The organism is Brevundimonas sp. NPDC092305, from assembly GCF_044755415.1.
Classification (GTDB): domain Bacteria; phylum Pseudomonadota; class Alphaproteobacteria; order Caulobacterales; family Caulobacteraceae; genus Brevundimonas.
The window spans coordinates 941,387-956,596 of sequence record NZ_JBIVQY010000001.1; the positions used below are offsets into that span (position 1 = coordinate 941,387).

Here is a 15,210-nt window from a genome sequence, read left to right on the forward strand (position 1 = left end):
TCAGGTCCGCGACAGCCCCAGCTGGATCACGTTCGTGCGCGCAGACCGGAAGCCGGCCTCGCAATAGGCCAGATAGAACCGCCACAGCCGCCTGAACCGCTCGTCGAACCCCCCCATCCGGCGGATGTCGTCCCAAGCCCCCTGAAACCGCTCGTCCCAGAGCTTGAGCGTATCGGCGTAGTCCTGCCCGAACCTCTCGACCGTTTCCCAGCCCAGACCGGAGCGCGTCACAACGGGCCGCAGCCGCTCCTCGGACGGCAGCATGCCGCCGGGGAAGACGTATTTCTGGATGAAGTCCGTACGGCGATTGTATTCCTCGAACAGCGGATCATCGATGGTGATGATCTGCAGGCCGGCGCGGCCGCCGGGCTCCAGTACGTCGTGGATCTTGTCGAAATAGGCTGGCCAGTACTCCTGTCCCACGGCCTCGAACATCTCGATCGAGGCGACCCGGTCGAACCGGCCCTGGACGTCGCGATAGTCAGTCAGCTGGATGTCGGTCCGCTCGCTCAGACCCGCGTTGAACAGCCGCTCTCGAGCGAAGTCGTACTGCTCCTGCGAGATGGTGACGCCTGTGACGCGCGCCCCGAACTCCTTGGCCGCGAACTCGGCGAACCCGCCCCAGCCGCACCCGATCTCAAGCACCGACTGGCCGGGCTGCAGATCCATGATGCGGGCCAGAGACGCATATTTCTCGCGCTGGGCGGCGTCCAGCGCCATCCCGGACCGGGTGAACCGCGCCGATGAATAGGTCATCGTCGGGTCCAGCCACGCGGCATAGAAGGCATTGCCCAGATCGTAGTGGGCGTGGATGTTCTTTTTCGAGCCCGTGCGGCTGTTGCGTCTCCGCTTGTGCGAGAACCAGTTCAGCACGCCCATGACCGGATTGCCGTCGAACAGCCGGCGGATGTGATCGTAGTTGCGGGCCAGCGTCTCCAGCAGGGTCGCCAGCTGGGGCGTGTCCCACTCGCCGGCCATATAGCCCTCGGCGAATCCGATATCCCCGGCGGCCAGAACTCGTCGGGCAAAGCCGTAATCCTTTACGTCCAGTGTGGCGGCCAGTCCCGGCTCGGGTCCCTCCAGCAGGTGGGTCTCGCCATTTGGCAGCAGAACGGTCAGCCGACCGTAGGTCCAGTTGCGCGCCAGCAGCCTGAGCAGCAGCGCGAACCCGCGCGGCGTGCGGGCCGTCGTTTCTCGCGTCTCTGCGGTCACGGACGTCATGGCAAAACAGAGTTGGGTGAGCGAGGCGACGGCGTCAATGCCGGGTCTTTTCGGAAGGTGGGCTCAGCCATACGCGCCGTCTCGCTGGATATCGGATACCCAGCTACGGCCCAGCTCCTCGCCCGGATGTGCGCATGGCCTTGTCTCGCGCGGACGTGTTAGCTTGCGCCGAAGGTCCATCGACGCCACCTGATCGCCCCAGAGATGCGGCAAGGCCGCGCCGACCAATGCCAATCGGGAACCACGCCGTGTCCAAGCCTAACGCCGTCATCGATATCAAGGGCGTCAACCGTCCCGTCAGCATCGGCGGCGGCCAGCGAATCGTCTTCATCGCCGGCCCTTGCCAGCTTGAAAGCCGCGAGCACGCGCTGGAGATGGCGCATGCCCTGAAGGAAATCGGCGAGCGGCTGAACGTCGGGATCATCTACAAGACCAGCTTCGACAAGGCGAACCGCACCTCGGCAACCGCCGCCCGTGGATTCGGCCTCGAAGGCTCGCTGCCGATCTTCGCCGAAATCCGCGAGAGCGTGGGTCTGCCGGTCCTGACCGACGTGCACACCGAGGAGCACTGCCGCATCGCCGCCGAGGTCGTGGACGTGCTCCAGATTCCGGCCTTCCTGTCCCGCCAGACCGATCTGCTGCTGGCCGCCGCCGCGACCGGGAAGGTGATCAACATCAAGAAGGGCCAGTTCCTCGCCCCGTGGGACATGAAGAACGTGATCGCCAAGGTCACGGGTGCGGGCAACTCCAACGTCATGGCCTGCGAACGCGGCGCCAGCTTCGGCTACAACACGCTGGTCAGTGACATGCGCGCCCTGCCGGTGCTGCGCGAGATCGGCTGTCCAGTCGTCTTCGACGCAACCCACAGCGTCCAGCAGCCGGGCGGGCAGGGGACTTCCTCAGGCGGTCAGCGAGAGTTCGTGCCGGTTCTGGCGCGCGCGGCCGTGGCCGTGGGGGTCGACGCCGTCTTCATGGAAACTCATCAGGACCCCGACCACGCCCCCTCGGACGGCCCCAACATGGTGCCGCTGAAAGAGTTCGAGGGTCTGGCTGCCGACCTGATCGCCTATGACGACCTGTCAAAGGCCCGAATGGCGAAGGCGGCCTGACGAACTTGGCGGGTGCGACCGTTTCTGACGGGGTTCGGAGCTAGTCTACGATCCATGCCTTCGTCTCCCCGGCAACCCCTTCCGGACTATCCGGACGCATCGGACGCTTCGGACGGTGTTTTTGTCGGGGCAGCGACCGGTTGTGTCTCGGTCATTCGGGCTTTAGCTCAAGGTCATGGCTGACCGCTCCCTCGACCTCGGCGAACTGCAGGCCCTGCTGGAGCGGGTGCGTGGGCTCAAGGTCGCCTGCGTCGGCGATTTGATGCTCGACCGGTATGTCTATGGCGAGGTCAGCCGCATTTCTCCGGAGGCCCCTATTCCGGTCCTGAAGACTCGCCGCACCACCGCCATGCCGGGGGGCGTCGGCAACGTGGCCCGCAACATCGCGGCCCTCGGCGGCGTCGCGCGTCTCGGCGCGGTGTCGGGACAGGACGCGGCCGGGGACGAACTGGCCGGACTGATTGCAGGGACCGAGGGCGTTGAGGATGCCGTCGAACGTCGCGCCGGCGCCGACACCATCGTCAAGACGCGCTTCGTGGCGGCAGGCCAGCAGTTGCTTCGTCTGGACGAAGAGGTCGCCCCGCTTGTGGCGACCGAAAGCGCAGCGTTTACAAACGCGTCGGTCTACCTTCTGTCTGATTACGCCAAGGGCGTGATCAGCGATGGGGTGATCGCTCAGGCCCTGTCGGCCGCCCGGATCAGCGGAGCCCCGGTGATCGTCGACCCCAAGGGGCGCGATTTCGCGCGCTACGGCGCCGTCGACCTGATCAAGCCCAACGCCAGCGAACTGGCCGGCGCAACCGGCCTGCCGGTCGATACGGACGCCGAGGTCGAGGCGGCCCTGAAGGCCCTGCTGGACGCCACAACCGCGAAGGCCATCGTTGTCACCCGCGCAGGCAAGGGCATGAGCCTGATGCGCCGCGACGACACGGCGAAACATTTTCCCGGCCGGGCCCGCGAGGTCTTCGACGTATCCGGGGCCGGCGACACCGGTCTTGCGGCGCTGGGCCTTTCGCTGGGCTCCGGGGCCTCGCTGGAGACCGCCGTCGAGTTCGCCATTCTGGCTTCCGGCGTGGTCGTTGGAAAAGCGGGCACCGCTGTCGTCACGCCGGCGGAACTGATCGACGCCGAGATGAGCCAGCATGCCTCCGGCGCCCATGCCAAGGTCATGCCGCTGGACGAGTTGGCCCACGTCGTCGAGGGCTGGAAGCGGCAAGGGCTGAAGGTCGGCTTCACCAATGGCTGTTTCGACATCCTGCACCGCGGCCATGTCGCCTATCTGGCGCAGGCGCGCAGCTGGTGCGACCGGCTTGTGGTGGCGCTCAACACCGACGCCTCGGTGAGCAAGCTCAAGGGGGAGGGCCGGCCCATCAATGATCTGGACAGCCGCGCCGTCGTCATCGGCGGCCTTCAGTCGGTGGATCGGGTCACCAGCTTCGACGAGGACACCCCTCTGGCCCTGATCGAGCGGTTACGTCCTGATGTCCTGATCAAGGGCGCCGACTACACCCGCGAGGGCGTGGTCGGCGGCGATCTGGTCGAAAGCTGGGGCGGCGAGGTCAGGCTTGCGACTTTCGAGGACGGCTACTCCACGACCCGCACGATCGAGAAGATGAGGACCGACTGATGGCGCGCCGCATGATCGTGGTCACCGGCGGCGCCGGCTTCATCGGCTCCAACATCGTCGCGCGCCTGTGCGGCGAGGACAGGTACGACATCGTGGTCTGCGACCGGATGGAAGCCGCGGAGCTGGGCAAGTGGAAGAACCTGGCCAAACACCCGATCGTCGACTTCTGGCAGCCCGAGGAGTTGTTCCACCAGCTGGAACGCCACGCCGAAGCCGTCGAGGCCGTGATCCACATGGGCGCCATCTCCTCGACGACCGAGGTCGACGCCGACCTGATCATGCGCACCAACTTCACCCTGTCCCGCGACCTCTGGGACTGGTGCGCCCTTCGCGACGCCAGACTGATCTACGCCTCGTCGGCCGCCACCTACGGCGATGGCGACCAAGGGTTCGAGGACGACGACAGCCTTGAGGCGCTGGCGTCGTTGAGGCCGCTAAACGCCTACGGCTATTCGAAAATGCTTTTCGACCAGTATGCAGCGCGCCAGTCGGACAGGGGACAGTCGCCCGGCCAGTGGGCGGGGCTCAAGTTCTTCAACGTCTACGGCCCGAACGAGTACCACAAGGGCGGGATGAAGTCGGTCGTCGCCCAGATCTGGCCAAAGGTCGCCGCCGGCGAACCCGTGACCCTGTTCCGGTCCCACAATCCGGACTACGCGGACGGCGGCCAGCTCCGCGACTTCGTCTTTGTCGACGATATAGTCGATCTGGTCGCATGGCTCCTCGACACGCCGGGCGTGTCCGGGGTCTTCAATGCGGGCTCGGGACAGGCGCGGTCATTCCTCGACCTCGCGCTCGCGACCTTCGCGGCGGCCGGGCGGGAGCCGCAGATCGCCTATGTCGACACCCCGGAGTCGATCAGGGACAAATATCAGTACTTCACCGAGGCCCGCATGGACCGGGTGCGCGCGGCCGGCTTCAGCGGGCAGTCGACGCCGCTCGAGGAGGGCGTGCGCCGCTACGTGCAGAACTTCCTTTCGACCGGAGACCCCTACCGGTGAAAAGACCCCCGCTGACCTTCCGACAGTGGGTTGGCTGGACCGGCCTCGCGTTGATCGGGCTGCTGACCCTGGCGGTCTGGGTCTGGCGGGGCGACATCCTGCGGGCGGGTCTGGATCCCCAGGTGCCGTTCCAGACCTACACGCCGCCGCCGGCTCCGGATTATTCGCGCGCGAGCAGTTGGGCGCTACAGGACGCGCGCATTCCCGGAGGGGGGACCGCCCCGGTCTTCTTCCTCGCCCCCACGACCTACGACGGCGGCCGTCACTGGAACGGGCCGATCGACGACGCACCCGCCCGTCGCTTCCTCGAGCGGGTCGTGCTGCCCAACTACGCCGCGCCGTTCGCCAAGGCGGGACCTGTCAGCGCCCCCCTCTACCGTCAGGCCAGCCTGTACACCCGGCTGTCGCTTCGCGAGGACGCCCGCGAGGCTCGGGCCTTCGCCTATCGGGACGTTGCCACCGCGTTCGAAAGCTGGCTGGCTCGTCATCCGCAAGGGCCCTTGGTGCTCGTCGGCGTGGAACAGGGCGGAGAGTTGATGGATCGACTGCTGCGCGACCGCGTCGCCCCCGATCGGACCATCCGGTCACGGATCGCCGCTGTGTACCTGATCGACGTGGTCACGCCGGCGGAAGAGCCCGCTCGGGGCTTGCGGCTATGCAGCTCGGAAGTTCTTACAAACTGCGTGGTCGCGTACGCGCCCTTCGCCGAGGCGGACGAGATGGGCGTGGCGAGACGCCTCCGGCGAGCCCTGACCTGGGATGCGCGCGGCCGCCTTGTCGGCCTCGAAGGTCGGTCGGTGGCTTGCGTCAACCCCGTGACCGGTTCGGTCGACCAACCGACCGCGCCCGCGCGCCGCATGATCGGCGCCACCAACGCAACCGGCCTCGAATGGGGGGCGCGACCCGCGCTGATGGCGCGCACCGTCGATACAGCCTGCCGCTCTGGCGTGCTGCGCTACGAGCGCCCCTCGCAGGAATCGTTACGGGAGGCCGGCAGCTGGGCGGACCAGAGAAAGGTTCGTCCGTACAACCTCTTCTACGGCGATCTTGAAGCTGATGTGGTCAGACGGATCGGGACTGCCGCACCTGCTGATCGACCCAGGGCTGATGACTAACCTCGACCGGCGACCTGATCACTGGCACTAGTCGACGCCGGTACGGTCCGTCCGCCAGTCGAACAGGGCTTCGAGCGTCCGCACAGCCTCCCCGCGGGGAGAGGTCAGATCCGGATCACGGCCCAGCACCAGTCTGGCGTCATCGGCGGCGGCGAGCAGCAGCGCCCTGTGCCGGATCGGATCGGCGAAGCGGTACGCCGGGAAGCCGCTCTGCTTCAGCCCCAAGGGATCTCCGCCGCCGCGCAGGCGGAAATCCTCTTCCGCGATCTCGAACCCGTCCTCAGTGCGACGCAGGGTTTCCAGCCGGGTCTTCGCCGTCTCGCCCAGCCCGTCATCCCCGCCGCCGTAGAGCAGCAGACAGGTGCTCGCCTTGGCTCCGCGTCCGACCCGTCCGCGCAGCTGGTGCAACTGGGCGAGGCCGAAACGATCCGCATGTTCGATGACCATGATGGAAGCGTTGGGCACATCGACACCGACCTCCACCACCGTCGTGGCGACCAGCAGCGGCGTGCGGCCATCGGCGAAGTCGGCCATCACGGCCTCCCGCTCGGCGCCCGGCATCTGGCCGTGCGCCAGCCCGACCTCGATGTTGAGCAGGCGACGCAGGTCGGCAGCTCGCGCCTCGGCGGCGGCGAGGTCGGTGGCCTCGCTCTCGGCGACCAGAGGGCAGATCCAGTAGGCCTGGGCGCCGGCGTCCAGCGCCGCCTTCAGCCGCTTCGCCACCTCGCCGATACGAGCCTGGGGCAAGACCGCCGTCGTGACCGGCGTGCGTCCGGGAGGCTTTTCAGTGAGGCGTGAGACTTCGAGCTCACCGTACTGGGTCAGCTCCAGTGTGCGGGGGATCGGCGTCGCCGACATGGTCAACAGATGCACGCCGCCGGTCCGGGGATCTCCCTTCGCCTGCAGTCTCTGGCGCTCATTGACGCCAAAGCGGTGCTGCTCGTCGATGACGGCCAGGGCGAGACGGTCGAAACGCACCGCATCCTGAAACAGCGCGTGGGTCCCGATCGCCACCTGCGCTTCCCCGGACGCGAGGGCCGCGAGGCGCGGTCGACGCTCGGCGAGCGTGTCGCGACCGGTCAGCAGCACCGTCGTCACGCCGGCGCTCTGGAGCAGCGGAGCCAGTCTTTGATAGTGCTGGCGGGCCAGAATTTCCGTCGGGGCCATCAGGGCGGACTGAAAGCCGGCCGACGCCGCGTCCGCGAGGGCCATGGCGGCCACCGCCGTCTTGCCCGAGCCGACGTCGCCCTGAAGCAGACGGCCCATCTGTTCGCCCGAGGTCAGGTCGCGGCGGATTTCCGCCACGGCCTGTTCCTGCGCCGAAGTCAGCGTGAAGGGTAGAGCGGCTCGCAGGCGTTCGGCGGCTTCACCGGCCTTAATACGCGGCGCAGGCGTGATCTGGCGGGCTCGGCGGCGGCGGGCGAGCGCGAGCTGGTGCGCCAGCAGTTCGTCATAGGCCAGACGCTGTCGCGCCGGTGCATCGGGTGAGACATCGAACTCCGAGGTGGGCGCGTGCAAACTCTCGATCGCGACCTTCCATCCCGGCCAGCGCTGCCGCGCGATCCACGCGGGGTCCTGCCACTCCGAAAGCTCGGGCGTTGCGGGGAGGGCGGTCTGCACCAGTTTACGGGCCTGGCGCGAGGTGAAGCCTTGCGTTCCCGGGTAAACCGGCTCGACGGCGGCGATCTCTCCGGCCTCGCTCAGCCTGAACACGTCCGGGTGGACAATCTGAACCTCGTTGTTGAACCGCTCCACCTTGCCCGAAACCAGCCGGCGCTCGCCCTTGGGCAACAGACGGTCGATGTGCTGTGCCGAGCCCCCGAACCAGATCATGTGCACGAAGCCGGTGTCGTCTGACGCCCGCACCTTGATCGGGACGCCCGGCTTCCCCGGAACGATCAGGCGATCAATCACCACCTCGAACAGGCCAACCTGCCCCTCGACGGCATTCGCCGCGGTCATCCGTGAGCGGACGATCAGGCCGGAAGGGCCCATGAACAGGACGTCCCGCACAAGCGGACCCGCCAGTTTCTGCACCAGAGGCAGCACCTTGGGCCCCACGCCCTTCAGGGTGGAGACCTCGGCGAACAGCGGAAAGAGAATCTGGGGCCGCATGATGTGCAGCATAGCTGGCGAAAGCCCGTACGGAACGCTATCTGCACCGCTCTGTTGAACTGATCCGACCGGGCAAGGATTCTTGTGGCCGACACGAACGCGCGTCCTGACGACACCAAGGCCCGACTGGGCCGGATCGCCTTCCGGGCGTGGCGGCGCGGATTCCGCGAGGCCGATCTGGTGCTCGGGCCATTCGCGGATCGCGAAGGGCCTACGCTGTCCGAGCGCGACCTGACCGATTTCGAGACGCTGTTGATGCTGGACGACGATCATCTTCTCTACGCCTGGATCATTGGCACAGAGGCTGCTCCCGCCGAGTTCGAGACGCCGTTGATGGCGCGGATCCGCGCCTTCATGGCCGCGCATGTGGCCGCGGAAGTCGCCAAGGGGGCCGGCTGATGGACGGCGAGACGTTGAAACGGGACAACCGGGAACTGGGCGGCGCGCCGGAGGGGCTGGATGCGCTGACAGTCGCCGAACAGCTGAAGACCGACGGCGGCGTGGGTCTGTTCGTCGCGCGCGACTTCGCCCGCATGGGCGAGTTCGTTCAGGCGTTCCGCTTTTTCGCCGGCGACATCGAGGTCGTCGAGTTCCCTGCCTGGGACTGCCTGCCGTACGACCGGCTGAGCCCCACCTCGTCGGTCTCCGCCGAGCGGATGGCGGCTCTGACGCGACTTGCGCAGCGCCTGCCGAGGGACGCTAAGCCGATGCTGGTCGTGACCACCGTCGCGGGCGCCATGCAGCGGACGCCGCCGCAGGACGTCACATGCGGGGCGTCTTTCGAAACCACCGTCGGGCTCGATCTCGATACCACGGCGCTGGAGCGGTACTTCGCGGCCAATGGCTACATGCGTGCGTCGACCGTGTCCGAGAAGGGCGAGTTCGCCGTGCGGGGCGGGGTGATCGACGTCTATCCGCCGGGGTTCGACGAGCCGGTGCGGCTGGACATGTTCGGCTCCGAGCTGGAGTCGATCCGCACCTTCGATCCCGCCACCCAGCGATCGACGGGGCAGCGCCGGGAAGTCTCGCTGGCTCCGGTGTCGGAAGCCTTGCTGGACGCCGAGACGATCTCGCGTTTTCGCACCGGTTATCTGAACCTGTTCGGCGCGGCAGGCGATGACCCGATGTACGTCGCGGTCAGCGAGGGCGCTCGCCGACAAGGCATGGAGCACTGGCTGCCGCTGCTTTACCCGTCGCTCGAGACCCTGTTCGACTACCTGCCGGACGATGCGCGTGTGTTCCTCGACAATCAGGTCGAGCCGGCGCGCGCCGAGCGCTGGAATCTGACGGCTGACGCCTATGAAGCGCGCCAGGACGCCAGCCAGAGCAAGGGCGGTTCCGCCTATCGCGCCCTGCCGCCCAAACGGCTTTACCTCGACGAAGCCGATTGGAACCAGGCGCTGGCCGGGCGCTGGGTGCGACGGCTGACACCGTTCAACACCTCGGGTGAAGACGCGGGTGGACGCCTCGGTCGCAGCTTCTCGGCCGAGCGTGCGCAGGACAGTGTCAACCTGTTCGAGGCAGTCGCGCGCCACGCCGAGGCCGTAAAGGCTGACGGCAAGCGGGTTCTGTTCGCGTCGTGGACCGAGGGGTCGTCCGAACGGCTGGCGTCGATGCTGTCAGACCACGGCCTGGAGCACGTCGTGCCCGTTCGCGACTGGGCGGACGTGCAAGCCGCGCCGGAAGGCATCTATCTGCGTGGCGTCCTGCCGGTCGAGCATGGGTTCGAGACCGATTCAATTGCGGTCATCTCTGAAACCGACATCCTCGGCGACCGGCTGGCGCGGCCGAAGAAGAAGCGGCGGGCGTCCAACTTCCTCGCCGAGGCGTCCGCCCTGACGACGGGCGATCTGGTTGTCCACCTCGATCACGGCATCGGCCGGTACGAGGGTCTGAAGACGCTGGAGATCCAGGACGCGCCGCACGACTGTCTGGAGCTTCTGTACGCCGGCGAGAGCAAGCTCTATCTGCCGGTTGAAAATATTGACCTTCTGACCCGCTACGGCACGGATGGCGAAGGCGTTCAGCTCGACCGGCTGGGCGGAGCCGGATGGCAGGCGCGCAAGGCGAAGGCCAAGCAGCGCCTGCGCGACATGGCCGAGGGCCTCATCGCTCTCGCCGCCAAGCGCGCGCTGCGGACGTCGGACGCCATTACGCCGCCGCAGGGCCTGTTCGACGAGTTCTGCGCCCGCTTCCCGTATGAAGAGACGGACGACCAGTTGAACGCCATCGGCGACGTGCTGGAGGATCTGGGCAAGGGCACGCCCATGGATCGCCTGATCTGCGGCGATGTCGGCTTCGGCAAGACCGAGGTCGCCCTGCGCGCCGCCTTCGTCGTGGCCATGAGCGGCCAGCAGGTCGCGGTCGTCTGTCCGACGACCCTGCTGGCGCGCCAGCACTTCAAGACGTTCAGCGAGCGGTTCGCCGGCTGGCCGGTCAAGGTTCGCCACCTGTCGCGCATGGTCACCGCCAGGGATGCGGCGGAGACGCGTGCGGGCCTGAAGGACGGCTCCTTCGAGATCGTGGTCGGCACACATGCGGTGCTGTCGGATCAGGTCGGATTCAAGGACCTCGGTCTAGTGATCGTGGACGAGGAGCAGCACTTCGGCGTCAAGCACAAGGAGAAGCTGAAATCCCTGCGGGCCGACGTTCACCTGCTGACCATGACGGCAACGCCAATCCCGCGCACGCTGCAGATGGCGCTGTCGGGCATCCGCGAGATGTCGATCATCGCCACACCGCCGGTCGATCGTCTGGCGGTGCGGACCTATGTCACGCCGTGGGACAAGGTGCTGGTCCGCGAGGCCCTGCTGCGCGAGAAATATCGCGGCGGGCAAGCCTACTACGTCGTGCCGCGCCTCAGCGATCTGCCGGATATCGAGGAGTTCCTGCGAACGCAGGTGCCGGAGATCAAGTTCGTGGTCGGCCACGGCCAGATGTCGCCGAGACAGCTCGAGGAGGTGATGAGCGCCTTCTACGACGGCACCTATGACCTCCTGCTGTCCACGACGATCGTTGAATCCGGACTGGACGTGCCGACCGCAAACACGCTCATCGTGCATAAGGCCGACATGTTCGGTCTGGCCCAGCTGCACCAGATTCGGGGCCGGATCGGGCGGGCCAAGGCGCGGGCGTTCGCCTATCTGACGACCGATCCCACGCGGCCGCTGAGCCTGTCGTCGGAGCGTCGATTGCAGGTCCTGCAGTCGCTCGACAATCTCGGCGCCGGTTTCCAGCTGGCCAGTCATGATCTGGATCAACGCGGCGGCGGCAATCTGCTGGGCGACGAGCAGTCAGGCCATATCCGCGAGGTCGGGGTCGAGCTGTACCAGCAGATGCTTGAGGACGCGGTCGCTGAGCTGCGTCAGGCGGGCGAGGGCGGCGGCGTCGTCGATCGCGGCTGGTCGCCCGCGATCAATGTGGGCGCGGCGGTGTTGATTCCAGAGGATTATGTCCCGGACCTCAACGTTCGTCTCAGTCTATATCGTCGCCTGTCGGATGCGGACAACACCGAGCAGCGCGAGGCGCTGGCCGCTGAACTGATCGACCGGTTCGGGCCGCTGCCGGATGAAGCGAAGCAACTGCTGCGCATCGTCGGCATCAAGGCCAACTGCAAGACGGCGTGCATCGAGCGCATCGACGTCGGGCCAAAGGGCGCCGTGCTGACCCTGCGCAACAACGCCTTCCCGAACCCGGTCGGCCTCGTGGGCCTGATCCAGAAGAATCAGGCGTTCTGGAAGATCCGGCCGGATCAGAAGGTCGTCGTGAAGGGCGACTGGGATACGCCGGAGGATCGACTGAAGGTGGCCGAACGGATCACCACCGACCTCGCCCGCGTCGCCGGCGCCGCCTAGCCTCGCAGAGAGTCGGCGGAGGCGCGGGTGAGGACGGCGGCCGGGGTTTCTCCGGGCGCCATCTCGGCCACGCCGACCTCGAACTCGACGACGAAAGGCGATTTGTCGGGGCCGGCGTCGAAGGCGGTGCAGCCGATGACCGCCGCGATCCGGTCGGCCGCCACACGGCCGGCGGCTCCGCGCGTCGCCGGCAGGGCCAGCGCGAATACGTCGGGCGCCAGTCGCGCCGCCGTGTCCTCCGTGCGGATCAGGCGCGAGACCATGGCCCCGATCTGCGGCAGGGCGCGGTCCAGCCACCCGTTGCGCCGGGCCTCGACCACCGCTTCGGTCTCGGACACCCGCAGCACCGCCACGGACAACTGCCGGCGACGCAGGCGCGCGCCCTGGGCGATACGGGCCAGATGGCTGGCGAACAGTTCGGGCGTGAACAGGCCTGTCGTCGGATCGGTCAGGCCGGAACCGCGCACGCTTTCCAGCGCCCTGCGCACCGCGATGTGCCGCCGATGCGCCTGACCCAGCGCCACGATGCGGTCGGCCGTCTCGTCCTCCGGCGTATCCGACGAGGCGACGTCCGCGAAGCCGCGGTTGTAGAGCTCGGACAGGTTGATCTCGCCCGCAACCCGCAGATAGAGCACCGCCGGGATGTGATACAGGCGGGTGTTCCGCTTCATGCCCGACGCGATCGACAGGGCCGGCGCGTGGTCTTCCGCGCCCCACAGCACCGCGGCGTCGAACGCCCGCTCATGCAGATAGTCAAAGGCCGTATAGGGCGTCGGAGCCGCGACAATCTCGCAGCCGCGGTCGGTCAGGGCGTTGGACAGGGCGAGGAAACGCCTGTCGGGCTTGCCTGCGGCCAGCACGCGCAGCGGCGCGTCCTCGGGCTGGACCGGGGGCAGGGGCTCGCCCCGGGCGGCGAAGGTCGCCTCGCGCAGGGAGACCTCTTCTTCCGCGATGGCGGAGCGGGCGAGAGTCTCCAGCCGGAGCGCAGCCTGCGCCGGATGGGGCGGCTGCGACATGACCAGATCGGCCGTTCCGGCAGCCCACAAGGTGGCTTCAGGGCCAATCGCCAGCACGGGAAGACGCCGGGGCGATACCGCCTGCCGAAGGGCGCTGATTCCCTCGGCCGCGCCGTCCACTGACGCGTCGATGACCACGGTTTCCAGCGGCCAGTCGATCAGGACCTGAACGGCGGACGGGAGGGATCGCGCCGTCACCGTGCGCCAGCCGAGGGCGTCGAGGCCTTGGCAGAGGGCGCCTATGACGCTGTCGTCAGGAGCGATCACAAGTATGCGCGGATCGGATCCCAAGCGTGCGTCTCCAGCCCTTACCAAATCGGGTTCGGCGACCATAACGGGTGCGGCTCGCGAGGCAACGGCGCAGCCAAGCTTTTCCCGGTGATGAAATAGGCTACAACGGCCGGCTTGAGCGGTTGTGGGGACCGGGTTGCAGTCCAGATCGAATATCGAGGTCGCCGCCCGCTGGTCGGCGCCGGGCCTGTGGGGCCGGCTGGCCGTGAAGGCGTTCAGCCGCAGCTGGGGCCGCGACGTCATGCTCTACACGGGCGGGGTGTCTTTCTTCGCCCTGTTGGCGGTGTTCCCGGCGATCGCGATCCTGATCGGCTTCTACAAGGCCGTGCTGTCCATCGGTGAGGTGGGGCAACAGGTCGCGGCGCTGGCCGATGTGATTCCCCATGCGGCGCGGGCGATCTTCCTGCAGGAGATCGACAGGTTGGCGAACGCGCCGGCCAGCGCGGTGTCGACACAGAGCTTCTTCGCCCTCGTCATCGGCGGTTACGCGGCACACCGTGGATTCAAGGCCTTGTTGGCCGGTCTGAACCTGATCCATGACGAGACCGAGCCTCACGGCTTCTTCCGCTTCAACCTGTTGGCCTTCTTCGTCGCCCTTTTCGCATTCGGGCTATTCACCATCGTCTCGGGCGCTGTCGTGACGTCGCGCCTGATCGAGCGCGCGGGCTCTGCGGTGCAGGCGTCGCAGGGCGGCGTGGCGCTGGACGGGCTCTGGCCGGCGCTGGGTCTCTGGGTCGGGCTGGCGCTTCTCTATCGCTACGCCATGTCGCACCGGGACCGCTGCGACTGGTTTCCGTCGATCGTGGGCGGGCTGGTGGCGACCGTGATGTCCAGCATCTCGTCGTGGCTATGCGCCATCTATGTCGAGCAGATCGCTCCATTGGGTGCGACCTATGGCTCGATCGGCGCGGTGGTGGTGCTGCTGATCTGGCTGTCGTGGAACGTCAACGCCATCTTCTACGGCGGCGCCTTCGCCACCGAGATGGAGATCCTGATCCGCCGGAGCAACGAGCCGGCAGAGCCCAAACCGGACACGGACGAGGGTGATACCGTCATTGATCTGTCGACGCGCCGGGCGTCCGGGCCACGATAGTCAGAACGCCCGCCTCCTCGGCGACCGATACGACCTCTCCGCCGAGGCTCTCTATGAGATAAGGCACATCAATCCGGGCCATGGGATCGGTCGCCAGCAGTGTCACGGCCTCGCCGGGTTCCACCTCCTTCAAGGCCTTCTGAAGCTTCAGGCTGGGTGTCGGGCAGCGATGGCCGCGGGCGTCGACGATCATCCGGTCACCTGATCCAAAAGCAGCCCCAGCGCCTGCCGGACAGCCTCCATCCGGATCGCCTCGCGACCCCGATCCTCGAACCGTCGCTCGACATGCCCGACTCCGGCCGGTCCAACGACCGCGAAATGGACCAGGCCCACGGGCTTCAGCGCCGACCCGCCGCCGGGACCGGCGATGCCGGTCACCGAGACTGCGGCGACCGCGTTCGATTGAGCCAGCACCCCTTCCGCCATGGCGCGCGCAACCTCTTCGGACACAGCCCCGTGCGCATCCAGAAGATCCTTGGGGACACCAAGCATCTCCATCTTGGCTTCGTTGCTGTAGGTGACGAAGCCGCGATCCACCACCGCTGACGACCCCGGGATTTCGGTCAGGGCCGCCGCGAGCAGGCCGCCCGTGCAGCTCTCGGCGCAGGCCAGCATGATTCCCCGTTGAGACGCGGATTCCACTATGCTGCGTGCGACGATCTGGATGTCTTCAGGGAACACGGCCAAGGCTTTCTGTTGGTGACCCGCCTTCTGAATCAAGGCTCAATAGAACGATAGCGCCCTGTCCGGGCAACATACGAGGCGCGA

Annotated in this window: 12 protein-coding genes; 7 read left to right on the forward strand and 5 right to left on the reverse strand. The window is 67.2% G+C overall.

Going from position 1 to position 15,210, the window contains the following annotated elements; genetic code table 11:
• Window positions 1-1,221 (reverse strand): class I SAM-dependent methyltransferase, encoded by a 1,221-nt coding sequence (locus ACIQC9_RS04725; RefSeq protein WP_400612922.1) that lies wholly within the window; start codon window positions 1,219-1,221, stop codon window positions 1-3.
• 227 nt (window positions 1,222-1,448) lie between these two features.
• Between ACIQC9_RS04725 and kdsA the strand changes: the two genes are divergently transcribed.
• From kdsA to ACIQC9_RS04745, 4 genes are all read left to right on the forward strand, one after another.
• Window positions 1,449-2,330 carry a 3-deoxy-8-phosphooctulonate synthase gene (gene kdsA, locus ACIQC9_RS04730; protein WP_400612925.1) on the forward strand — a complete coding sequence of 294 codons (882 nt, stop codon included), beginning with the start codon at window positions 1,449-1,451 and terminating at the stop codon, window positions 2,328-2,330.
• Between the two features lie 175 nt (window positions 2,331-2,505).
• Complete coding sequence (rfaE2, locus tag ACIQC9_RS04735) at window positions 2,506-3,957, forward strand: D-glycero-beta-D-manno-heptose 1-phosphate adenylyltransferase (RefSeq protein WP_400612927.1); 1,452 nt, start codon at window positions 2,506-2,508, stop codon at window positions 3,955-3,957.
• Window positions 3,957-4,958: an ADP-glyceromanno-heptose 6-epimerase gene (gene rfaD, locus ACIQC9_RS04740; RefSeq protein WP_400612929.1), complete on the forward strand. Its 1,002-nt coding sequence runs from the start codon at window positions 3,957-3,959 to the stop codon at window positions 4,956-4,958. The genes rfaE2 and rfaD overlap by 1 nt, the downstream gene beginning before the upstream one ends.
• The gene (locus tag ACIQC9_RS04745; RefSeq protein WP_400612931.1) at window positions 4,955-6,073 is read left to right on the forward strand and encodes a DUF3089 domain-containing protein; all 1,119 of its coding nucleotides are present in this window, start codon (window positions 4,955-4,957) and stop codon (window positions 6,071-6,073) included. Before rfaD ends, ACIQC9_RS04745 begins: the two co-directional genes overlap by 4 nt.
• Window positions 6,074-6,100: 27 nt before the next feature.
• Here ACIQC9_RS04745 and recG read toward each other — a convergent pair whose 3' ends face one another.
• The gene (gene recG / locus ACIQC9_RS04750; protein WP_400612933.1) at window positions 6,101-8,188 is read right to left on the reverse strand and encodes an ATP-dependent DNA helicase RecG; all 2,088 of its coding nucleotides are present in this window, start codon (window positions 8,186-8,188) and stop codon (window positions 6,101-6,103) included.
• 84 nt (window positions 8,189-8,272) lie between these two features.
• Here recG and ACIQC9_RS04755 point away from each other — a divergent pair, with 84 nt between their 5' ends.
• A complete protein-coding gene (locus ACIQC9_RS04755) occupies window positions 8,273-8,587 on the forward strand; it encodes a succinate dehydrogenase assembly factor 2 (protein ID WP_400612936.1) in 315 nt (104 codons plus the stop codon).
• Complete coding sequence (gene mfd, locus ACIQC9_RS04760; RefSeq protein WP_400612938.1) at window positions 8,587-12,042, forward strand: transcription-repair coupling factor; 3,456 nt, start codon at window positions 8,587-8,589, stop codon at window positions 12,040-12,042. The genes ACIQC9_RS04755 and mfd overlap by 1 nt, the downstream gene beginning before the upstream one ends.
• Here mfd and ACIQC9_RS04765 read toward each other — a convergent pair.
• Entirely contained in the window at window positions 12,039-13,349 is a 1,311-nt protein-coding gene (locus tag ACIQC9_RS04765) for a diguanylate cyclase domain-containing protein (protein WP_400612941.1), read from the reverse strand. The genes mfd and ACIQC9_RS04765 overlap by 4 nt on opposite strands.
• A 136-nt stretch (window positions 13,350-13,485) precedes the next feature.
• Here ACIQC9_RS04765 and ACIQC9_RS04770 point away from each other — a divergent pair, with 136 nt between their 5' ends.
• A complete protein-coding gene (locus tag ACIQC9_RS04770; protein WP_400612943.1) occupies window positions 13,486-14,442 on the forward strand; it encodes a YihY/virulence factor BrkB family protein in 957 nt (318 codons plus the stop codon).
• On the opposite strand, the gene ACIQC9_RS04775 is transcribed toward ACIQC9_RS04770, so the two are convergent.
• Window positions 14,402-14,635 (reverse strand): sulfurtransferase TusA family protein, encoded by a 234-nt coding sequence (locus tag ACIQC9_RS04775; protein WP_400612945.1) that lies wholly within the window; start codon window positions 14,633-14,635, stop codon window positions 14,402-14,404. The two genes, ACIQC9_RS04770 and ACIQC9_RS04775, sit on opposite strands and share 41 nt — an antisense overlap.
• Complete coding sequence (locus tag ACIQC9_RS04780; RefSeq protein WP_400615389.1) at window positions 14,632-15,123, reverse strand: CinA family protein; 492 nt, start codon at window positions 15,121-15,123, stop codon at window positions 14,632-14,634. Before ACIQC9_RS04780 ends, ACIQC9_RS04775 begins: the two co-directional genes overlap by 4 nt.
• Window positions 15,124-15,210: the final 87 nt, after the last annotated feature.

Excerpts from the sequence above, each read along its gene's own strand:
- rfaD (WP_400612929.1), top strand. The coding sequence starts at position 3,957 with ATGGCGCGCCGCATGATCGTGGTCACCGGCGGCGCCGGCTTCATCGGC.
- kdsA (WP_400612925.1), top strand. The coding sequence starts at position 1,449 with ATGCCAATCGGGAACCACGCCGTGTCCAAGCCTAACGCCGTCATCGAT.
- ACIQC9_RS04725 (WP_400612922.1), bottom strand. The coding sequence starts at position 1,221 with ATGACGTCCGTGACCGCAGAGACGCGAGAAACGACGGCCCGCACGCCG.
- mfd (WP_400612938.1), top strand. The coding sequence starts at position 8,587 with ATGGACGGCGAGACGTTGAAACGGGACAACCGGGAACTGGGCGGCGCG.
- recG (WP_400612933.1), bottom strand. The coding sequence starts at position 8,188 with ATGCGGCCCCAGATTCTCTTTCCGCTGTTCGCCGAGGTCTCCACCCTG.
- ACIQC9_RS04775 (WP_400612945.1), bottom strand. The coding sequence starts at position 14,635 with ATGATCGTCGACGCCCGCGGCCATCGCTGCCCGACACCCAGCCTGAAG.
- rfaE2 (WP_400612927.1), top strand. The coding sequence starts at position 2,506 with ATGGCTGACCGCTCCCTCGACCTCGGCGAACTGCAGGCCCTGCTGGAG.